This window comes from Streptomyces sp. NBC_01476 (assembly GCF_036227265.1).
In the GTDB taxonomy this organism is placed as follows: Bacteria; Actinomycetota; Actinomycetes; order Streptomycetales; family Streptomycetaceae; genus Actinacidiphila.
Genome location: NZ_CP109446.1, coordinates 2,645,291 through 2,666,676 on the forward strand (window position 1 = coordinate 2,645,291; position 21,386 = coordinate 2,666,676).

Annotated in this window: 16 protein-coding genes; 6 read left to right on the forward strand and 10 right to left on the reverse strand. The window is 73.3% G+C overall.

Going from position 1 to position 21,386, the window contains the following annotated elements; genetic code table 11:
- Positions 1-83 precede the first annotated feature (83 nt).
- The gene (locus OG552_RS11900) at positions 84-1,313 is read left to right on the forward strand and encodes a GNAT family N-acetyltransferase (RefSeq protein ID WP_329132042.1); all 1,230 of its coding nucleotides are present in this window, start codon (positions 84-86) and stop codon (positions 1,311-1,313) included.
- A gap of 19 nt (positions 1,314-1,332) precedes the next feature.
- Here the strand turns inward: OG552_RS11900 and OG552_RS11905 are convergent, their stop codons facing one another.
- The 5 genes from OG552_RS11905 to OG552_RS11925 all read right to left on the reverse strand — a co-directional run bounded on the left by OG552_RS11905 (position 1,333) and on the right by OG552_RS11925 (position 4,654).
- Complete coding sequence (locus OG552_RS11905) at positions 1,333-2,148, reverse strand: Fpg/Nei family DNA glycosylase (RefSeq protein ID WP_329132044.1); 816 nt, start codon at positions 2,146-2,148, stop codon at positions 1,333-1,335.
- Positions 2,149-2,156: 8 nt separating this feature from the next.
- Positions 2,157-2,645 carry a ribose-5-phosphate isomerase gene (locus OG552_RS11910; protein ID WP_329132046.1) on the reverse strand — a complete coding sequence of 163 codons (489 nt, stop codon included), beginning with the start codon at positions 2,643-2,645 and terminating at the stop codon, positions 2,157-2,159.
- Between the two features lie 53 nt (positions 2,646-2,698).
- Entirely contained in the window at positions 2,699-3,277 is a 579-nt protein-coding gene (locus tag OG552_RS11915; protein ID WP_329132048.1) for a biotin transporter BioY, read from the reverse strand.
- Between the two features lie 303 nt (positions 3,278-3,580).
- The gene (locus OG552_RS11920) at positions 3,581-3,967 is read right to left on the reverse strand and encodes a VOC family protein (RefSeq protein ID WP_329132050.1); all 387 of its coding nucleotides are present in this window, start codon (positions 3,965-3,967) and stop codon (positions 3,581-3,583) included.
- A 15-nt stretch (positions 3,968-3,982) separates the two neighbouring features.
- Positions 3,983-4,654, reverse strand: a complete 672-nt coding sequence (locus OG552_RS11925; RefSeq protein ID WP_329132052.1) for a mycothiol-dependent nitroreductase Rv2466c family protein — start codon at positions 4,652-4,654, stop codon at positions 3,983-3,985.
- A gap of 137 nt (positions 4,655-4,791) precedes the next feature.
- Between OG552_RS11925 and pepN the strand changes: the two genes are divergently transcribed.
- From pepN to OG552_RS11940, 3 genes are all read left to right on the forward strand, one after another.
- The gene (gene pepN / locus OG552_RS11930) at positions 4,792-7,404 is read left to right on the forward strand and encodes an aminopeptidase N (RefSeq protein ID WP_329132054.1); all 2,613 of its coding nucleotides are present in this window, start codon (positions 4,792-4,794) and stop codon (positions 7,402-7,404) included.
- 202 nt (positions 7,405-7,606) lie between these two features.
- Positions 7,607-8,614: a hypothetical protein gene (locus OG552_RS11935; RefSeq protein WP_329132056.1), complete on the forward strand. Its 1,008-nt coding sequence runs from the start codon at positions 7,607-7,609 to the stop codon at positions 8,612-8,614.
- 195 nt (positions 8,615-8,809) lie between these two features.
- A complete protein-coding gene (locus tag OG552_RS11940; protein ID WP_329132058.1) occupies positions 8,810-12,142 on the forward strand; it encodes a S8 family serine peptidase in 3,333 nt (1,110 codons plus the stop codon).
- Between the two features lie 190 nt (positions 12,143-12,332).
- Here OG552_RS11940 and OG552_RS11945 read toward each other — a convergent pair whose 3' ends face one another.
- From OG552_RS11945 to OG552_RS11955, 3 genes are read right to left on the reverse strand one after another with little or no spacing between them, the layout of a single operon-like run.
- The gene (locus OG552_RS11945; RefSeq protein WP_329132060.1) at positions 12,333-13,841 is read right to left on the reverse strand and encodes an ABC transporter permease; all 1,509 of its coding nucleotides are present in this window, start codon (positions 13,839-13,841) and stop codon (positions 12,333-12,335) included.
- Positions 13,842-13,849: 8 nt separating this feature from the next.
- Positions 13,850-14,851, reverse strand: a complete 1,002-nt coding sequence (locus OG552_RS11950) for an ABC transporter permease (protein WP_329132062.1) — start codon at positions 14,849-14,851, stop codon at positions 13,850-13,852.
- Positions 14,848-15,660, reverse strand: a complete 813-nt coding sequence (locus OG552_RS11955) for an ABC transporter ATP-binding protein (RefSeq protein ID WP_329132064.1) — start codon at positions 15,658-15,660, stop codon at positions 14,848-14,850. The genes OG552_RS11950 and OG552_RS11955 overlap by 4 nt, the downstream gene beginning before the upstream one ends.
- Positions 15,661-15,907: 247 nt before the next feature.
- On the opposite strand from OG552_RS11955, the gene malQ reads away from it, so the two are divergent.
- Together malQ and OG552_RS11965 are read left to right on the forward strand one after the other, a co-directional pair.
- The gene (gene malQ / locus OG552_RS11960) at positions 15,908-17,950 is read left to right on the forward strand and encodes a 4-alpha-glucanotransferase (protein ID WP_329132066.1); all 2,043 of its coding nucleotides are present in this window, start codon (positions 15,908-15,910) and stop codon (positions 17,948-17,950) included.
- Between the two features lie 69 nt (positions 17,951-18,019).
- Entirely contained in the window at positions 18,020-18,262 is a 243-nt protein-coding gene (locus OG552_RS11965) for a hypothetical protein (RefSeq protein WP_329132068.1), read from the forward strand.
- A gap of 115 nt (positions 18,263-18,377) precedes the next feature.
- Here the strand turns inward: OG552_RS11965 and OG552_RS11970 are convergent, their stop codons facing one another.
- On the reverse strand, positions 18,378-19,658 hold the full coding sequence (locus OG552_RS11970) for an MFS transporter (protein ID WP_329132070.1): 1,281 nt from the start codon (positions 19,656-19,658) through the stop codon (positions 18,378-18,380).
- Between the two features lie 234 nt (positions 19,659-19,892).
- Entirely contained in the window at positions 19,893-21,320 is a 1,428-nt protein-coding gene (locus OG552_RS11975; protein ID WP_329132071.1) for an alkaline phosphatase family protein, read from the reverse strand.
- Positions 21,321-21,386 lie beyond the last annotated feature (66 nt).

The following is a 21,386-nucleotide window of genomic DNA, read 5'->3' on the forward strand; positions in this document are numbered from 1 at the left end:
GACCTGTGAGATGAGCCGCGAAGTGCGAAAAGGGGTACGGAAATACGTTCGCCGCCGGGGGGCGCGACTGGTAGGCAGAGGGGATGACTTTCGACCTGCGGGTACTGGCACCGGAGCAGTGGGACACCTTGTACGACCGGCTGGAGCGTGCCTTCGGCGGCCCGGCGGACGCGCCGGAGAACCGCGCGCAGTGGCGCAAGGTCACCGAGTACGACCGGACGCTGGCCGTCTGGGACGGCGCGGAGATGATCGGCACCGCGGGCGCCTTCTCGTTCCGGATGACGGTGCCCGGCGGTGCCCTGCTGCCGATGCCCGGGGTGACGATGGTCAGTGTCGCGGCCACCCACCGCAGGCGCGGGGTGCTCACCTCGCTCATGCGCCGGCAGCTGGACGACTTCCGGGAGCGGGGAGAGGCGCTGGCCGCGCTGACCGCCTCGGAGCCGGCGATCTACGGCCGCTTCGGCTACGGGATGGCGACCAGGCAGCTGCACGGGGTCATCGACACCACCCGCACCACCTTCGCCCGGCCCGCCGGAGTGGAGAACGTACGGTTCCGGTTCGTCTCCCCCGCCGGGGGACTTGACGCCTGTGAGGCGGTGTACGCGCGGCTTGTGCCGCGCCGGGCCGGGATGCTCGCCCGGCAGCCCGGCTGGGAGAGGCGCGCGACGCTGGATCCGCCGGGCGAACGGGACGGTGCGGGGCCGCTGCTGTGCGTGCTGGCCGAAGTGGACGGTGAGGTACGGGGGTACACGCGGTATGCGACGACCGCCGAGTGGGGCATGTCCGGCGCGGACGAGACGGTCAGGCTGCGGGATGTGGAAGCACTCGATCCGGTGACCTACGCGGCGTTGTGGGGCTTCCTCGGCTCGATCGACCTCACCTCGCGGATCCGCTTCCTGAGCCGGCCCTGCGACGATCCGCTGCAGCACCTGGCCTCCGACATCCGCCGCTGCAACCTCGGTTACCGCGACGGTCTGCATCTGCGGCTGGTGGATGTCGGCGCGGCGCTGGCGCAGCGTACGTACACCACCCCGGTCGACGTGGTGTTCGCGGTCGAGGACGCCTTCTGCCCCTGGAACAGCGGGAATTGGCGGCTGACCGGCGACGCGAAGGGAGCGGTCTGCGAGCGGACCGGGGACTCGGCCGAACTCGCGCTGGACGTGCGCGAGTTGGGCACCGCTTATCTGGGCGGGTTCACGCTGTCCGGGCTCGCCGGGGCGGGGCTGGTGCGGGAGCTGCGGCCGGGCGCGCTCGCCGAGGCGTCGGCGGCCTTCCGCGGCGGGAGCGAGCCGTGGCTGCCGCACGGCTTCTGACCGGCGCCGGACGGTGGGGTCAGCCGCGCGCGGGCTGGCAGGCGGGGCACCAGAAGAGGTTTCGCGCCGCGAGGGGTTCGGTGCGCACCTCGGTGCCGCAGACCAGGCACGGCAGGGCGGCCCGGCGGTAGACGTACACCTCGCCGCCGTGGTCGTCCCTGCGCGGTGGCCGGCCCATCGCCTCGGGCTCGTGCTCGGGCCGCACGGTGTCGATCCGGTTGGTGCGCACGCCCTCGCGCATCAAGGCCACCAGGTCGGCCCATATCGCGTCCCACACCGGGCGGGGCAGGTCGCGGCCGGGCAGGTACGGGTCCACGCCCTGCCGGAAGAGCACCTCGGCGCGGTACACGTTGCCCACCCCGGCGATGATCTTCTGGTCCATCAGCAGGGCGGCGGTCGGCAGCCGGGAGCGCGAGATCCGGGCCCAGACCCGGTCCGGGTCGTCGTCCGGGCGCAGCGGGTCGGGGCCCAGGCGGGCGTGAATGGCCTGTTTCTCCGGTCCTGTGAGGAGTTCGCAGGCGGCCGGGCCGCGCAGATTGAGCATGTGCTCGCCGCGGCTGCCGCCGGCGATCCGCAGCCGGACCGTGCCGGGCGTCCCGCGCTCGTCGAAGGCGACCTTCCCGATCAGGCCGAGGTGGATGTGCACCCAGCCAAGGTCGCCGAAGCCGAGGAAGAGGTGCTTGCCGTGCGCGTCCACCGCGTCCAGCACGGCGCCGTCCAGCAGCGCCGCGCTGTCGGAGAACTTGCCCTGCGGGCTGCTGACCCGCACGTCCCAGCCGGCGAACCGCTCCCGGCAGTCCTGCGCGAGCCGGTGGATCGTGTGGCCCTCGGGCATGTCAGGCGTCAGTCCTGCGCCGGCCGGCCGGCCGGGAGCGGGGGCAGCTCGCCGGTGGCCTCGTACGCGGCGAGCATGTCGATACGGCGCTGGTGGCGCTCCTCGTGCGAGTAGGGGGTGGTGACGAAGATCTCGACGAACTTCACCACGTCCTCCTGCGAGTGCATCCGGGCGCCGATGCTCAGCACATTGGCGTCGTTGTGCTCCCGGGCCAGGGTGGCGGTCTGCTCGCTCCAGGCGAGCGCGGCGCGGACGCCGGTGACCTTGTTGGCGGCGATCTGCTCGCCGTTGCCGGACCCGCCGATCACGATGCCGAGGCTGCCGGGGTCCTCGACCGTGCGGGTCGCCGCGCGCAGGCAGTACGGCGGGTAGTCGTCACCCGCGTCGTAGAGGTGCGGCCCGCAGTCCACGGGGGTGTGGCCGTTGGCGGTGAGCCACTCCACGAGGTGGTTCTTGACTTCGAAGCCGGCGTGGTCGGAACCGAGGTAGACGCGCATGGGTCGATTTTGGCACGGGCGCCGCCGTACCGGCGGCAGCGGCCCCGGGGACCTCAGCCGCGGCTCACCAGGCGCCAGGTGGCCGGCAGGGCGGTCATCGCCAGGGCGGCCTTGAGGGCGTCGCCGAGGAGGTAGGGCTTGAGGCCCAGGGCCAGGGCCTGGCCGGCCGGGAGGTGGGCCGAGACGGCGAGGTAGGGGACGCCGAGGGCGTAGATGAGCAGCGAGCCGAGCACCATGGCGGCGGCTGTGCGCGCCGGGGTGCGGTCGGCGCCGCGGCGGGCGAGGGCGCCGACGACCGGGGCGGCCAGCAGCATGCCGAGGATGTAGCCGAAGGTGGGCATGGTGAAGCCGGAGGTGGCGCCGGCGAACCAGGGCAGGCCCGCCGCGCCGGCCGCGGCGTAGAGGCCGAGGGCGGCGAAGGCGCGGCGGGGGCCGAGCGCGGCGCCGGCCAGCAGGGCGGCGAAGGTCTGGCCGGTGACCGGGACCGGGGAGCCGGGGACCGGGACGGAGAGCTGGGCGGCGAGGCCGGTGAGGGCGGCGCCGCCGAGGACGAGGGCGGCGTCGCGGAGCCGGGAGGCGGGCAGCAGGTCGGCCAGCACGGGGCCGTGGGCGGCGGGGGCAGCGGTACTCATGCGGTGACGCTAACCGAGGCGCCGCCGGGCGATCATCGTGCGACCGCGACAAAGCGGAGGCGGACCGCTTGGAGAGTTCCGTGCGTCGTCAAGGCACTGGCGGGCGCCCGGGTTTGGCGGTGTCCTGGCAGGTCGGGTGAGCCATCTCACGTCGCCGGCGGGAGGCGGAGCGGGACCCCGCGGTGCGGGACAGGTCCGTCCCGCACTGTGGGGTCCCGCCAAGCTGGGCAGGTCCGAGCCGAGCCCAGCAAGCCGGGCCGGGCAAGTCCGAGCCGAGCCGCGCAAGGCAGGCCGCCCATGCCGTCAGGCCGGCTGGATCAGATCCCACCGGTTGCCGTAGAGGTCCTGGAAGACCACCACGGCGCCGTACGACTCGTAGCGCGGCTCCTCCTCGAAGACGACGCCGGCCGCGACCATCCGTTTGTAGTCACGGTCGAAGTCGTCGGTGTTGAGGAAGAGGCCGACCCGGCCGCCGGTCTGGTCGCCGACCCGGTCGGCCTGACCGGGGGTGGCGGCGCGGGCCAGCAGCAGCGCGGTCTCGCGGGCGCCGGGCGGGGCGACGACGACCCAGCGGCTGCCGTCGCCGCGCGGGGTGTCCTCACGCAGTTCGAAGCCGAGGGCGTCACGGTAGAAGGCGATGGCTTCGTCGTAGTCGCGCACGACGACGCTCACCAGTCCGAGGTGTGGCATGGGAACCGAACGCTCTCAGTCGAAAATGGGACCCTGGGTGCGGGTGCGCTTGATCTCGTAGAAGCCGGGGATGGAGGCCACCATCAAGGTGCCGTCCCAGAGCTTGGCGGCCTCCTCGCCCCGCGGGGCGGGGGTGACGACCGGGCCGAAGAAGGCGATCTGCTCGCCGTCGGACCCGGGGACCGCGATGACCGGGGTGCCGACCTCCTGGCCGACCTTGTCGATGCCTTCCTTGTGGGAGGCGCGCAGTTCGGTGTCATAGGTGTCGGAGTCGGCGTAGTCGGCGAGCGAGGCGGGCAGGCCGGCCTCTTCCAGGGCGGCGACCATGGTCTCGCGGGTCTTGGGCAGGCCCTGGTTGTGGTAGCGGGTGCCGAGCGCGGTGTAGAGCTTGCCGAGCACCTCGTCGCCGTGCAGTTCGCGGGCGGCGATGACGACGCGGACCGGGCCCCACGCCTCCTTGAGGAAGGTGGAGTACTGCTCGGGGAGCGTGTCGAGCTTGTCCTCGTTGAGGACCGCGAGGCTCATCACGTGCCAGCGCACCTCGACCGGGCGGACCTTCTCGACCTCCAGCATCCAGCGGGAGGTCATCCACGCCCACGGACACAGGGGGTCGAACCAGAAGTCTGCCGGCGTCTTCGTCGTCTCGGTCGCGGTCACTGCGTACTCCTCGGTAAAGGTGACGGACATGCTGCTCTCCTTCAGCGCACAACCGGGACCGGCGCGCGGGCATTCCCCGCCGGGCCCCGATCGGCCGCATGGGAAGATGCGGGACGTCCACCGAGTGCGCATACCCGATATGTGCCGTTTCTACCGAGGAGCCGCCCGTGCCCGGCGAGAACCTGAGCCGCGAGGAGGCCCACGCCCGGGCCGCGATCCTGTCCGTCGAGCGGTACGACGTGGCGCTGGACGTCACCTCGGCGGTGGGACCGTCCGAAGGGGAGGGGCCGCGCACCTTCCGGTCGCACACCACGATCAACTTCCGATGTTCGCAGCCGGGCGCCTCCTCGTTCGCGGACCTGATCGCACCGGAGGTCCTCTCGGTCCGGCTCAACGGCCGCACGCTCGACCCGGCGGAGGTCTTCGACGGCTGCCGGATCACGCTCGACGGCCTCGCCGAGCGCAACACGCTGGTGGTCGACGCGCGTTGCGCGTACAGCAGGACCGGTGAGGGGCTGCACCGTTTCGAGGACCCGGAGGACGGCGAGGTCTACCTCTACACGCAGTACGAGCCGGCCGACGCGCGCCGGGTCTTCGCCAACTTCGAACAGCCCGACCTGAAGGCGCCGTTCACCTTCTACGTGACCGCGCCGGCCCGGTGGACGGTGATCAGCAACGCCCCGCACGACGGTGACCCGGTGCGCGGTGACGAGCCGGCCGGCGGCGACGAGCCCGCCCTCATCTGGCAGTTCCGCCCGACGCAGCCGATCGCGACGTACATCACCGCTGTGGTGGCGGGCCCGTACCACGTGGAGTCCGACCACTACGCGCGGACGCTGGGCAGCGGGGCCGTGCTGGACATCCCGCTGAGCGTGCTGTGCCGCAAGTCGCTGGCGCGGCACCTGGACGCGGACGAGATCTTCACGGTGACCAAGCAGGGCCTGGACTTCTTCCACGACCACTTCGACTACCCGTACCCGTTCGGGAAGTACGAGCAGGCGTTCGTGCCGGAGTACAACCTCGGTGCGATGGAGAACCCCGGGTGTGTGACCTTCCGGGAGGAGTTCATCTACCGCGGGAAGGTGACGCGGGCGGCGTACGAGCACCGGGCGAACGTGGTGCTGCACGAGATGACCCACATGTGGTTCGGCGACCTGGTGACGATGCGGTGGTGGGACGACCTGTGGCTCAAGGAGTCCTTCGCGGACTTCATGGGGTCCTTCTCGCAGGTCGAGGCGACACGGTACACCGAGGGGTGGATCACCTTCGCCAACCGGCGCAAGGCGTGGGCGTACCGGGCCGACCAGCTCCCCTCCACCCACCCGGTGGTGGCCGACATCCGGGATCTGGAGGCCGCCAAGCTCAACTTCGACGGGATCACGTACTCCAAGGGCGCCGCCGTCCTGAAGCAGCTGGTCGCCTACGTGGGCCGCGACGCCTTCCTGGAGGCGGCCCGGCGGTACTTCAAGCGGCACGCCTACGGCAACACGACGCTGGCGGACCTGCTGTCGGTGCTCGGTGAGACCTCCGGGCGGGACATGGCGGAGTGGTCGCGGGCGTGGCTGGAGACGGCCGGCGTCAACTCACTGACCCCACAGGTGACTTATGACGCGGCCGGGCGGATCACCGAACTGACGGTGGTCCAGACGGCCGACGAGGCGCACCCGGAGCTGCGCCCGCACCGGGTGGCGGTCGGGCTCTACCGGCGCGGCGCCGACGGGGCGCTGGAGCGGTACGCACGGGCCGAGACGGATGTGGCCGGGCCCTCGACGGCGGTGGCGGAGCTGGCCGGGCAGGAGCGGCCGGATCTGGTGCTGCTGAACGACGAGGACCTGACGTACTGCAAGATCCGCTTCGACGAGGTGTCGCTGGAGACGGTGCGGGGGCATCTGGGCGATCTGACGGACGCGCTGGCCCGGGCGCTGACCTGGTCGGCGGTGTGGAACATGACCCGGGACGGGCTGATGCCGGCCCGGGACTATCTGGACCTGCTGCTGCGCTTCGCCGGGCGGGAGAGCGACATCGGGGTGCTCCAGTCGCTCCACCAGCAGGCGCGGACCGCGCTGACGCATTACGTGGCGCCCCGAGCGCGTGACGAGGCCGGGCAGTCGCTGGCGGAGGGGGCGCTGCGGGAGCTGCGGCTGGCCGAGCCCGGCAGCGGGCACCAGCTGGCGTGGGCGCGGTTCTTCGCGGCGGTGGCGGTGTCGGCCTCGGATCTGCAGCTGCTGCGGGGGCTGTTGGACGGTACGGCGAAGGTCGACGGGCTCGATGTGGACCAGGAGCTGCGCTGGGCGTTCCTGGCGACGCTCACCGCACAGGGGGCGGCGGACGCGGGGGCCGTCGCGGCGGAACGGGCCCGCGACGACACCGCGTCCGGGCACCGGCACGAGGTGCGGTGCCTGGCGGCGCGGCCCTCGGCGCAGGTGAAGGCGGCGGCGTGGGCGGAGGTGGTGGAGTCCGACAAGCTCTCCAACGCGCTGGTCGAGGCGACGATCGCCGGGTTCGCGCAGCCGGGGGCGCGGGAGCTCATCGCGCCTTACGTGGAGCCGTACTTCGAGGCGATCGAGGGGGTGTGGGCGTCGCGGTCCATCGAGATCGGGATGTCCATCGTGCGCGGGCTCTTCCCGTCCCTGCAGGACAGCCCGCAGACCCTTGAGGCCACGGACGCGTGGCTCGCCGCGCACCCGGCGGCGGCCCCGGCGCTGCGCCGCCTGGTCCTCGAAGCCCGCGACGACCTCGCCCGCTCCCTGCGCGCCCAGTCCCGCGACGCACTGCGCTGAACCCTCCCCCCCACCCGGGGCGGCGTGCCCTGCGGGCCACGCCGCCCCGGGTGGGGCTGGTCAGGGACCTGGGGTCACTCGAATGGGGGTAAGGGCATCATCGGCAACCGAACTGGTGGACTTTAGCGCGGTGTTGTCCGGTTTTGTCGACGGGCCTGTAACAGCGGTTAGGGCCGGGGGGCGGGGCGGGAACGACCCCCGCATGAACACGAACCACCAGACGGACCACGGCACTGCCCCGAGCGTGAGCGCCACCGGAGCCGTGGCCAGCGGACGGCAGTTGAAGGCACACGGGGTGACCCCGGCGGTGATCGCCGAACGGTGCAGGCCCGGCGGCCCCTGGCGGCAGGTGCTGCCCGGGGTGTACCTGCTGCGGCAGGGCCCGCTGAGCAGCGAGGAGCGGGTGGAGGCGGCGCTGCTGTACGCCGGCCGGGACCCGGGCGCGCACGGACCGGTCGGCGGCGGGCGGGAGGCCGTGGTCACCGGACCGGCCGCTCTCGCGCTCCACCGCTTCGCGGCGGTGCCGCCGCTGCGGGGAATGCCGGTGATCGACGTCCTCGTCCCGTTCCAGCGCCGACTGCGGGACGCCGGCGACGTGGCCGTGCACCGGGTGCGGGCGCTGCCGCGGCCGCAGGACGTCGGCGGCATGCCGTGCGCCCCGGTGCCCCGGGCCCTCGCCGACGCGCTGCGCCGGCTGGACGACGCGGAGACCGTCCGCCGGCTGCTCGTCGAGGCCGTACGCGCGGGCCACTGCGACCCCGCCGCCGTCCTGGCCGAGCTCTCCGCCGCGGGGGTGCTGGAGCGGCCCCAGGTGGCCGCGGCGGTGCCCGCGCTGATCGCGGCCGGCCGGACGATGGCCGAGCAGCGGCTCTACGCGATGGTGCGCTGCCACCACCTGCCCGACCCGGTGTGGAACGTGGAGCTGCGGCTGCCCGGCGGTCCTCCGCTGGGCGGCGTGGACGCCTACTGGCCCGAGCACGCCGTCGCCGTGGCCGTGGACACCCGCACCGAGGCGCTGGACGACGCCGCCGTGGAGGCCCGGTACACCCGGCAGCGCGAACGTCTGGAGGCGCTGGGCATCACCTTGATCCGCCTGACGCCGGCCGAGCTGCGCGGCTCCCTGGACCAGCGGGCGACCGTGGTGAGGACCGCCCTCGTGGCGTCCGCCGAGCGCACTCCGGCGGCCTACGTCGTCGTCACGCCGCGCTGATCCGCGGCCCTGCCCAAGTCCCCCCGGTCTGGTGGCATTTCACCGGAAAAGGCCGCCCTGGCGGTTGGCGGGTTTACGTCACGACAGGACCATACGCAGGTCAAGTCTCCCCAAAAGGCAGCCCATTCCATCAGTGTGAGCGGTCGTACGGCTCCGCACTCCGAACAGACCGCCACCGTCCGAACAGGGATGCCCATGCCTTTCCATCACACCACCGCGAAGAGACGCGCGGCCCGCATCGCGCTGGCCGCGGGCCTGGTCGCCGCACTGTCGGCCGCCGGGCCCGCGCTCGCGGTAGCCGACCCGGCGCCCCCCGCCACCGCCACCACCGCGGCAGGCGACACCCCGGCCCCGGACGCCCCCACCAAGGACGCGTCCGACAAGCTCGGCTCCAGTGACGCCTCGCTGCTGGCCAAGGCCAAGTCCGACGGCGACAAGAACGTCACCTTCATGCTGGCCACCACCCCCGGCGACACCGCGCAGGTCACCGCGAAGCTGCACGCGCAGGGCGCCAGCGTCGGCCAGACGTACGACAACCTCGGCTACGTCCGCGCCACCGTGCCCACCGCGAAGGCGGATTCGGCGCTCGCGGCGGCCCAGAAACTTCCCCAGGTGCTCGCGATCGACCTCAAGCACGAGATCACCCTGGACGACCCGACTCCGGACGCCACCGGCGCGGCCCATACCAAGCCCGGCGGCCACGGCAAGCCCGCGAAGACCTACCCGGGCCCGGACAAGAAGACCCCGGCGAAGAACCCGTACCAGCCGGCCTTCGAGACCGGCGCGGTCGACTTCGTCAAGGACCACCCGGCCAACGACGGCCGCGGGGTGACCATCGGCATCCTGGACGCCGGTGTGGACGTCGGGCACCCGGCGCTGCAGAAGACCACCACCGGTGAGCGCAAGATCGTCGACTGGGTCACCTCGACCGACCCGATCCTGGACGGCGACGGCACCTGGCGGGCGATGGTCACCGCGGCGAACGGCCCGAGCTTCACCGCCGCGAACCGCGCCTGGAAGGCGCCGGCCGGCTCGTACCTCTTCAGCACCTTCGCCGAGGCCGCCACCAAGGGCGGCGACATGCAGGGCGACCTGAACCGCGACGGCGACACCACCGACGTGTGGGGCCTGCTCTACGACCCGGCGGCCGGCACCGTGCGGGTGGACCTGAACAACAACGGCGACTTCACCGACGACACCGCGATGAAGCCGTACAAGAACGGCTTCCAGATCGGCCACTTCGGCACCGACAACCCGAAGACGGCGATCTCGGAGTCGATCCCGTTCACCATCGAGATCCGCAAGAACGTGCCGATGGACCCGTACGGCGGGGACTGGGTCGGCAAGACCGCGGACTTCGTGAACATCGGCGTGGTGGAGTCCGAGCACGGCACCCACGTGGCCGGCATCACCGCCGCCAACGGCCTCTTCGGCGGCGCGATGGACGGCGCCGCCCCCGGCGCGAAGATCGTCTCCTCCCGGGCCTGCACCTGGAGCGGCGGCTGCACCAACATCGCGCTCACCGAGGGCATGACCGACCTGGTGGTCAACCGGCACGTGGACATCGTCAACATGTCCGTCGGCGGCCTCGGTTCGCTCAACGACGGTGCCAGCGCCACCGCCCAGCTCTACAAGCGGCTGATCGACACCTACGGCGTGCAGCTGGTGATCTCCGCGGGCAACGACGGCCCCGGCGTCAACACCATCAGCGACCCCGGTCTCGCCGACCACGTGCTGAGCGTCGCCGCCTCCATCTCCAAGGAGACCTGGGCGGCCAACTACGGCTCGGTCATGACCGTGCCGTACAGCCTGCTGCCCTTCTCCGCCCGCGGTCCGCGCGAGGACGGCGGCCTGGCCCCGGTGATCACCGCCCCGGGCGCCTCCGTCAACGCCATCCCGACCTGGGAGGCCGGCGCCCCGGTCGCCGAGGCAGGCTACGACCTGCCGCCCGGGTACGGCATGCTGCAGGGCACCTCGATGGCCTCCCCGCAGGCGGCCGGCGCCGCGGCGCTGCTGCTCTCCGCGGCCAAGGCGCACCACATCACGGTCAGCCCGGCGCAGCTGCGCACCGCCATCACCAGCACCGCCAAGAACATCTCCGGCGCGCAGACCATCGCGCAGGGCGCCGGTCTGATCGCCGTCGGCCCGGCCTGGGACCTGCTCAAGCGTGGGGTCAGCGCCGACACGTACACCGTCAAGGCGCCGGTGAACACCGCGCTGGCGGGCTTCCTGCAGACCCCGGGCTTCGGTACCGGTGTCTATGACCGTGAGGGCGGCCTGCAGGTCGGCCGGCAGAAGACGTACAGCGTCACCGTGACCCGCACCAGCGGCCCGGCGTACGCGCAGCTGCACACCCTGAGCTGGGCGCACAACGACGGCACCTTCTCGGTGGCCAGTCCCCTGGTGCTGCTGCCGCTGAACAAGCCGGTCACGGTGAAGGTCACCGCCAAGCCGCGCACGGTCGGCGCGCACAGCGCGCTGCTCAACGTGGACGACCCGCTGACCCGCGGCACCGACACCCAGATCCAGTCGACCGTGGTGGTCTCCACCCCGCTGCCGAGCCCGTCGTACACGCTGACCCGTTCGGGCAGCATCGAACGGGACGTCACCACGTCGTACTTCGTCACCGTGCCGGCCGGGGTGACCTCCCTGGAGGTCGCGATGGACGGGCTGAAGCCGGGCAGCCAGACCCGGTTCGTCACCATGCACCCCTACGGTGTGCCGCTGGACTCGACCCAGACCCCGGACTGCTACCCGAACTACGACAACCCGGCGAACACCTGCCGGCCGGACGTGCGGTCCTACGCCGACCCGCTGCCGGGCGTGTACGAGATCGAGGTCGAGGCGCGCCGCACCTCGCCGCAGCTGGACAACCCGTACCGGCTGACCGTCTCCCTGCTCGGGGCGGCGTTCGACCCGGCGACGCAGACGATCGACGAGGCGAAGGTCGGTACGCCGACCACCGCCGACTGGACCGTCAAGAACAACTTCGCGGCGCTCAAGGGCAAGCTGCAGGGCGGTCCGCTGGGGTCGGCGCTCACCGCGAAGCCGACCATCGGTCAGGGCGACGTGCAGACCACCGAGCTGACCCTCGGGGCCGGCGTCTCGCGGCTCGACGTGTCGATCGGTTCGCCGTCCGACACCGGGTCCGACCTGGACCTGTACGTGTACCGGGACGGGGTGCTCATCGCCCAGTCCGCCGACGGCGACGCGGAGGAGGCGGTCAGCCTGACCGCCCCGGCGGCCGGTACGTACACCTTCGAGGTGGACGGCTACTCGGTGCCGTCCGGCTCGACCACCTACGACTACGAGGACGTCTACTACTCGGACACCCTCGGTACGGTCTCGGTGGACGACACCGCCACGGTGAACCTGGCGCACGGCGCCTCCACCGAGGTCTCGGCCTCGGTCCTGGTGTCGGCGGCGGCGCCGGCCGGCCGGCAGTTCTTCGGTGAGGTCCAGCTGCTGGACGCCCGCGGGCAGCTTGCGGGCAAGGGCAGTGTGATCATCACCAGGACCGTGTCGTAACGTCGGTCCCAGCAGAAAATCCGGCCCGGTGACCCATCCGGCGCCGGAGCGGGACCGAATCCCCGGCTGACGGGGTGGAACCAGGCGGGGCGGGCGCTCAGGGGGCGCCCGCCCCGTCGCCGTACCCGGGGTCCGCCGCGGCCCGGGTACCAGCCGCTCGCGGTCCTGGCCCGGGCCGTCGCGCCCCGGCCTATTCGCGGGCCGCGCCCGCTGCCACCGGGCTGGTGCGCAGCAGCGCGCGGGCCGGCAGGCCGGTTGAGAGCAGGCCGAGCAGCACCGCGCCGCCCGCGATGCCCAGCGCGGTGGCCGGCGGCACGTACGGCGCCCCGCCGGTCAGGCCGCGGGCGATCGGGACCAGGGTGATCCAGGCGATGACGCCCCCGGTCAGCAGCCCGGCGGCGGCCACCAGCAGCGCCTCCCAGCGCAGCATCCCGAGCACCTGCCCGCGGGTGGTGCCGGCCAGCCGCAGCAGCGCGACCTCCCGGCGCCGGTCGAGGACGGTCATCACCAGGGTGTTGGCGGCGGCGACCGCGGCGAAGCCGCCGAGGACCCAGGCCATCACCTCGTTCGACCAGGCGTTCAGCTCCAGGTCCTGGTCGGCCTGCGCCCGGTAGCCCGCCCGGTCGGTGACCGTGAGGCCGGGGACCGCGAGCTTCCGCAAGGCCGCCTGTACGGCGTCCTGCCGTGCACCGGGCCGGTCCCGCACCAGCACCTGGCTGTCGAAGGCGGCCGAGGAGTGCGCCGCGACCGCCGCGCGCGGCAGCAGCAACTGCCCGAGCCCCAGGCCCCGTCCGTACGTCGCCACCACGGTGGGATTGACGCGGGTGCCGTCGCCGAGCCAGAGCGGCAGCGTGCCGCCGACCTTCACATGGGCCGACGCGGCGAGCAGCGTGTCGACCGCGATAGTGCGGCCGTCGCCGGTGAGGTTCTTCAACGAGCCGCTGCGGACGCCGAGTCGCAGCACCTCGGGCAGTGCGGCCGGGTCGCCGCTCACCCCGAGGACGTTCGCCGAGTTGAGCGTGCCGCTCGCCCGGTAGAGCGCGCCGGTCCTGAGCACGCCGACCGCCGCGCCCACGCCCGGGGTCCGTGCCGCCCGTCCGGCCGTGTCCGCCGGCAGTCCCGCGCCGGCGGAACCGAGCACCTGGTCGGCGACCACACCCTCCCTGACCTGCCGGGACGACGCGTGGGTGATCGTGCCGCCCATGCACAGCAGCGTGCCGCAGAAGGCGGTGACCAGCACGATCGGGGTGATCGCGGAGGCGAGCCGGCGGGAGTTGGCCCGGGTGTTGGCCACCGCCAGCTCACCGGACGCCCGGCCGGACAGCCGCAGCGGCAGGCCCAGCACGGTGGCGGCCAGCCGGGCCAGCCGCGGACCGAGAAAGGCGACGGCCGTCATGAAGGTGAAGACCACGCCGAGCGCGACCGAGGCGGCGTCGTCCCCTGTGGTGTGCGCGGCGACCGCGGCCAGCACGATGCCGCCGGCCAGCGCCGTCACGCCCAGGACGGTACGGATCACGCCGGGCCTGCGGGGTTCGACGGCGGCCTCGCCCAGCGCCTGGCTCGGCGGGGCTTTCGACGGGCGGCGGGCGGCCAGATACCCGGCCGACAGGGCGGCGAGCAGCCCGGCGCCGATCGCGGCCGCCATCGGGATCCAGCCGACCGCGAGGGTCACGCCGGGCGGTACCGCGTCCTTGGCCACCAGCTGATTCAGCCACCAGTGGCCCAGCGCGAAGCCCGGCAGCAGGCCGGCCGCGCCGCGACCGGTGCGACCAGCACCGCCTCGGTGGCGACCGTACGGCGGATCTGCCGCGGGGTCGCGCCGACCGCCCGCAGCAGCGCGATCTCCCGGCCGCGCTGCCCGACCGCCAGCGCGACCGTACCCATCACCACGAAGACCGCCGTGGCGGTGGCGACGCCGCCGAAGGAGCCGCCGATCGCGGTCAGCATCTCCCTGGCCCCGGCCAGTCGCGGCTGCTCGGCGGCGCCGCGGCCGTCCCCGGTGCGGACCTCCGCCCGGCCGCCGACGGCGTGCTCGGCCGCCTCCTTGAGCCGGTCGGTGCCGACGCCCGGCGCGGGGAGGACGGCGACGGCGTCGGCCAGACCCGGGTGGCCGGAGAGCGGGCCGGCCGCGGTGTCGGCGAAGTACGCGGTGGGCCGCGGGTCACCGGTCAGGCCGGCCACCCGGTAGGCGGCGGCGCCCCCGGGGGCGGTGAGGGTGAGGGTGTCGCCGGCCGCCAGGTGGGCGGCGCGGGCCGAGGCACGGTCGAGCAGCACCTGGCCGGGGTGCGGTGCGGCGGTCGTCGCCGCGGGGTTCTCGATGAGCAGGGCGGAGGCGTTGCGGCCGGTGAGCGGCGGCAACCGCGTCCCGGGCGCCTGCACCGGGAACGCGATGTCCGGTACGGCCGCGGCCACGCCCGGCTCGGCGGCGATCCGGGCGGCGAGATCGGTGGCCGGCCGCGGCTGGTCGGTGAGCGCCTGCGACTCGGTGTCGCGGTCCTCGCCGTGCCCGACGGTGATGTGCGCCTCGGGGTCGGCGGCGACCACCACCGGCACCTTGGCGTAGCGCTCCGGCGGCACGTGAGCGGTCAGGCCGGTCTGCAGCAGGGCGCCGCAGGCGGTCACCACGGTGGCGGCGAAGAAGAGGGCGACGAAGGTGCCGATGAAGGACGCCGGGCGGAAGCGCAGCGAGGAGCGGGCGAGGCCGTTCATGCCGCCGCTCCCAGCGGGCGGGCCGAGGTCGCCGAGGTCAGCGCGACGATGCGGTCCGCGACGGAGGCGGGGTCGGGGTCCCGCAGTTCGCCCGCGAGCGTCCCGTCGGCGAGGAAGACCACCTTGTCGGCGAAGGAGGCGGCCAGCGGGTCGTGGGTGACCATCACCACGGTGGCGCCGAGGGTCCGCACCGCGTGCCGCAGCAGCCCCAGCACTTCCCGGGCGGACCCGGTGTCCAGGGCGCCGGTCGGCTCGTCGGCGAAGATCACCTCGGGGTCGGTGATCAGCGCGCGGGCGATGGCCACGCGCTGCTGCTGCCCACCGGAGAGCGCGCCCGGGCGGCGGCTGCCGTGGCCCTCCAGGCCCACCCGGTCGAGCAGGGCGGCGGCCTTGCGGCGGTCCGGGCGCACACCGGCCAGCCGCTGCGGCAGCAGGATGTTCTGCTGGACGGTGAGGGAGGGGAGCAGGTTGAAGGACTGGAAGACGAAGCCGATGCGGTTGCGGCGCAGCTTCGTGAGGTCGTTCTCGCCGAGGCCGGTGAGGTCCTGGCCGCCGAGCAGGACGCTGCCGCGCGTCGGTCGGTCCAGGCCCGCGGCGCACTGCAGGAAGGTGCTCTTGCCGGAGCCGGAGGGGCCCATCACCGCGGTGAAGCTGCCGCGGGGCAGGGCGAGGTCCACGGCGCGCAGGGCGTGGACGGCGGCGTCGCCGGAGCCGTAGGTACGGGTCACCCCGTGGAGTTCCACCGCGTTCGCAGGGTCGGCGGTGCGCGGTTCCGGGGCGGTGCGTTCGCGCTTCCGGCGGGATGCCATGGGCTGCGACCTCCTTGTGTGACGGTAGGTTCGACGCTACGGACCGGTCTTCGCCCCGGCCATGACGTCCCCTGGCGTCCTCGGGGTGGGGCAAGCCCCCCTGCCGGGGGGCGGTGTCTCCCACCCGCGCGGGCCTTAGCCTGCGGCGGAGCGGCAGGTAAGGGCAGAGTCGGGGCAGGGTAGGGGCAGGGTAGGGGCAGGCTCGACGGGGTAGGGCTTACGCGTCGGCCGGGAGGACGGAGACTTGATGGACCGGGTGCGGCTCGCTGGCCTGTACGGGGTGGACGTGACCTATCGCCCCGCCCCGGAAACGGAGATCGCCGTCCCCGAGGACACGGTGGTGGCCGTCCTGGCCGCGCTCGGTGTGGACGCCTCCACCCCCCGCGCCGTCAAGGACGCCCTGGCCGCGTACGAGCAGCGCGCCACGCACCGTCTGCTCAGCCCCTGCACGGTGATCCGCTCGGGTGAGTCCCTGCCCCGCCCGCCGTCGGGCACCCGGCTGACCGTCGCGGGCCACGGGACGACCGCCCCGCAGGCCCCGGGCCGCTACACCCTGCGGGCCGAGGCGGCGGACGGCCGTACCGCCACCGGGGACCTGATCGTGGCCCCGCGGCGCCTGCCGGGCCCGCCGGGGCGCACCTTCGGCTTCATGGCCCAGCTCTACTCCACGCTCTCCTCGCGTTCCTGGGGCATGGGCGACCTCGGTGACCTCGCCGACCTCGCGGCGTGGTCGGGGCGCACCCTCGGCGCGGGGTTCCTGCAGATCAATCCGCTGCACGCCGCCGTACCGGGGCATCCGACCGACCCCTCCCCGTACAGCCCGTCCTCGCGCCGCTTCCGTGACCCGGTGTACCTGCGGATCGAGGAGGTCCCGGAGTACGCCTACCTCTCCCCCGACGGCCGGGAGCAGACCGAGGCGCTGCTGCGCAGAGCCGCCGTGCTGCGCGAGTCCGTACTGCTGAAGGACGCGCTGATCGACCGGGACGCGGTGTGGGCGCTGAAGGCGGAGGCGCTGGCGCTGCTGCGGCAGGTGCCGCTGAGCCCCGGCCGGCGGGCCGCGTACGCCGACTTCCTGGCCGAGCAGGGCCAGGCGCTCGACGACCACGCCACCTGGTCGGCGCTGGCCGAACTGCACGGCCCCGACTGGCACTCCTGGCCGGCCGGCCTGCGCGATCCGCGCTCGGCGCAGGTGGCCAGGGCCCGCAGCGAACACCTGGACCGGGTGGACTTCCACTGCTGGCTGGCCTGGCTGACGGACGGTCAGCTGGGTGCGGCGCAGCAGGCCGCGAAGGACGCGGGGATGCCGGTCGGGATCGTGCACGACCTGGCGGTGGGGGTCAATCCGTCGGGCTCGGACGCCTGGGCGATGCAGGACGTCCTGGCCGCGGGGATGTCGGTGGGCGCGCCGCCTGACGCCTTCAACTCCCGCGGCCAGGACTGGGGCCTGCCGCCGTGGCGGCCGGACGCGCTGGCCGCCACCGGCTACGCGCCCTACCGCGATCTGATCTCCCGGATGCTGCGGCACGCCGGCGGGCTGCGGATGGACCATGTGATGGGCCTCTTCCGGCTCTGGTGGGTCCCGCAGGGCCGCCCGCCGACGGAGGGCACCTACGTCCGCTACGACGCCGGGGCGATGCTGGGCCTGCTGGCGCTGGAGGCGTACGAGGCCGGCGCGGTGGTGATCGGCGAGGACCTGGGCACGGTCGAGCCGGGCGTACGCGAGGAACTCTCCGGCCGGGGCATCCTCGGCACCTCGGTGCTGTGGTTCGAACGCGATTACCAGCGCGCCGACGGAAAGCCGGGCGACCGGCGGCCGCTGCCGCCCTCGGCCTGGCGGGAGTTCTGCCTGGCGACGGCCACCACCCACGACCTGCCGAGCACCGCGGCCCGGCTGACCGGCGAACATGTGGGGCTGCGGCACCGGCTGGGCCTGCTGACCCGGCCGCTCGCCGAGGAGCAGGCCGAGGACGCCGCGGAGGTGGCCGAGTGGATCGCGCTGCTGGGGCGGCTCGGGATGCTGCCGGAGGGCGCCGCCGACGAGGAGGCCGTGGTCAAGGCGGTGCACCGGTTCCTGGCCCGGACGCCGGCCCGGATGGTCGGGGTGTGGCTGCCGGACGGGGTGGGCGACCGCAGGCCGCAGAATCTGCCGGGCACCTCGACGGAGTATCCCAACTGGCGGCTGCCGCTGGCAGGACCTGACGGCACCCCGATGACGCTGGAGGAACTGGCCGCCTCGCCGCGGCTGCACGCGCTGGCCGACGAGGTGCGGCGGGCGCTGGCAGAATCCTGACCGGCGGCACGACACCCCGTAACGCACCCCGGGCGCGCGGCCCACGAGCGTGGTCACTACATTGAGCGCGTGGACAAGAAGCTCAACAAGAAGATCATGCGCGCCGGAGTCGTGACCGTCGGTACGACGCTGATGCTGCTGGTGTCGTCCCCCGCGTTCGCGCTGACCCGTGACGACGGCGACGACCCGGGGTCCGGCCTGAGCGTGATCCAGACGCTCGGTCTCTTCGTCGGCTGCCCGATCGCGCTGTTCCTGATCATCACGGCCGGGGTCGTGCTCACCGACGGATCGCGCAAGCAGCAGAAGAACTGACGGCCCGCTTCCCGGCGTTCCGCGCGGCGGTCTCCCCGGCCTCCCCGGTCTGCTCGGCGGCCTTCACGCGGTCCTCGCCCGTCCGTCCGGCGTTCGCCGGGCGGCAGTTCCGGCCTCACCCCGTCTGCGGGTGAACCGGCGGCTCGGTGCTGCCCGCCGCCGGGCCCGGCTCCTCGCGTTCCGCCGCGGCGCCGTCCGGCAGATGCCGGCCGAAGGGGCGCCAGCAGAACGCGGTGACCACGGCCATCGCCGCCGCCGAAAACCAGAACGGCGCCGTGATCCCCTGCCAGTTCACCAGCGGGCCGCCGATCAGCGCGCCGGCCACATTGCCGCCGATCGCGAACATCATGAAGACGCTCTGCACCCGCCCGCGCAGCTCGTCCGGGATCCGGCGCTGCCGGAAGGTGGTCTCCACCCCGGCGAAGACCGACGAGTGCACGCCGAAGGCGACCAGGACGGCGGACGCGGCCCAGGCCGTGGTGGACAGCGCCAGACCCACATGGGTCAGCGTCTCGATCACCAGCCCGCCGCGCAGCAGCAGTGACACCCGGAACCAGGACTGCAGCCGTGGCGCCAGCGCCGCGCCCAGCACGCCGCCGACCGCGCTGGCGGAGAGCAGGAAGCCGTAGCCGATGTCGCTCATGCCGAGCCGGTCGCGGGCGTAGAGGACCATGACCGAGAAGCCGGCGGTGAGCGTGACGTTCATCAGGCACAGGGCTACCGCGAGCATCCGCACCACCGGGTCGCCCCACAGCCGGCGGATCCCGTCGGTGATGTCGGCGCGGATGCTCCGGCCCGGTTCCGCCGCCGGCCGGTCCTTGGCCCGGACCCCGCGCATCGTCGCCACCAGCGCCGCGGAGACCAGGAACGAGGTGGCGTCCAGCCCGAACGGCAGCGCCGACGCCAGCACGAAGAGGCTCGCGCCCACCGGCCGGCCGGCGAACTTGTTCAGTACGAAGTACGAGCCGTGCAGCCGCGAGTTGGCCGCGGGCAGCAGGTCCGGTGCGACCACCGCGGGCACCAGGGTGGCCGCGGCGTTCTCGGCGAGCGTCTCACCGGTGCCGAGCAGGAAGGCGACCGCGTAGATCACCGGGATCGAGGCATGGCCGGTCCAGACGGCCAGCGCGAGCGCCGCGGTGAGCAGCCCGCGGCCGGCGTCGACCGCGACGATCAGCCGCTGCTTGTCGAGCCGGTCCACGATGGCACCGCTGACCAGGGAGAACAGCAGCCAGGGCAATTGCTGGACGAAGACCGCGAGGCCGATGAGCACCGGGTCGTCGGAGACCGAGGCGACCAGCAGCGGGGCCGCCGCGGCCACCATGCCGTCGCCGAGGGTGGAGACGGAGTTGGCCGCCCACAGCACGGAGAAGTCGCGGCCGAGCCGTGCGCCCGCCATGTCCGTGCCCTCCCCCGCCGCTTTCCGCCAAAGGTGCCGACCCTAGCGGTCCGCGCGTCCGCGCGCCCACCGGTTTTCGGCGGGCGCGCGGGGTGTGGGGGGGGTGCGTGAAGCGTGCGGGAGGGTGCTGGGCGGGCGCGAGGGGGCTGGGCGGGCGCGAGGGGGCTGGGCGGGTGCGGGGTGTGCCGGGCGGGCGCGGCGGGAGCCACGGGGGCTCACGGGCGCGCCGTCCGGTCATACGTGCGGGCGGCTGCCCGGCTCCTGGTGCGGGAAGGACTGCGCGGCCCCTGGCAGGGTCGGCTTGGGCAGCGTCGCCACTTCCTGCTCGGCCTGTTCCAGCTGCTCGGCGGTGTCGTCCGGCAGCGGGGGCGGCGTGGGGTGGGTGTCGGTGAAGCGGAAGACCGAGGTGAGATCGCCGAAGGTACGGCGGCGCCAGGCGCTGATGTTGCTCTCCTGGACGCCGGTGACGTGTTCGAGCAGCCGCAGCGGCGAGGTGTGGTCGAAGGTCTCACTGGCCACCCAGCCGCCGACGGTCCACGGCGAGACGATGATGGCCGGCACCCGGAAGCCGGCGCCGATCGGCAGGTTCTGCACGAACTCACCGGCCGTCCCGGCGGGTGCGGCCGGCGGCGGGACGTGGTCGAAGAGGCCGTCGTTCTCGTCGTAGTTGAGGATGAACGCGGTCTTCGCCCACACCGCGGGGTTGGACGCGATCGCCTCGATCTTCTGGGCCACGAAGTCGGCGCCGGCCGCGGGCAGGTAGTCCGGGTGCTCGGACTGGGTGCTGGTGGGGATGATCCAGGAGACGGTCGGCAGCCGGTCGTTGCGCGCGTCGTCCTCGAAGGCGCCGGCCGGGCCCGGGCGCACCCCCCGTTCGTAGAGTGCGGAACCGGGCTTGGCGTTCTTGAAGTTCTGGAAGTTCTCCAGCATGTTGCAGCCGTAGTCGTCGTCCTCCTGGTAGACCTTCCAGCTCACACCGGCCGCCTGCAGGCGCTCGGCGTAGGTGGTCCAGGTGTACGGCGTGGGCGCGCTGTTGGAGATGACCGGGCCGCCCTTGGTGCCGCCCGGGTCGATCGAGCCGGTCATCCAGTAGAGACGGTTGGGCCAGGTCGGGCCCATGACCGAGCAGAAGTAGTGGTCGCAGATGGTGAAGTTCTCGGCGAGGGCGAACTGGAAGGGGATGTCCTCGCGGGTGTAGTAGCCCATCACATAGGGGCCGTTGGCGCCGTCCGCGGCACGGTGGGCGGGCAGCCACTTGTCCATCGTGCCGTTGTTCCACGCCTGGTGCTGCACCGACCAGGCGTGGCTGGTGGAGGGGATGGCCTGGGCGCTGGTGGTCTTGGTGTCGAGGTGGAACGGCAACAGGTAGCCGTCCGGGTTCACCGTGTCCGGCTGGTAGAACACCGAGCGGCCGGTGGAGAGCTTCAGCGCGTTGGGGTCGCTGAAGCCGCGTACGCCGGAAAGGGTGCCGAAGTAGTGGTCGAACGAGCGGTTCTCCTGCATCAGCAGGACGATGTGCTTGATGTCCTGGATGGAGCTGCGGCGCGGTGGCCCGGCGGCCACCGCCTTCTGCACGCTGGGTGGCAGCAGCGAGAGCGCCGCCGCCCCGCCGATGGCACCCGCCGCCGATCCGAGGAGCCGGCGTCGTGTCAACTCGGCCATGAACATTCCCTCCTGGAGCTTTGAGCCTGCGAACCCTGGAGCTGCCGGTACTGGGTCCTTGTCGGG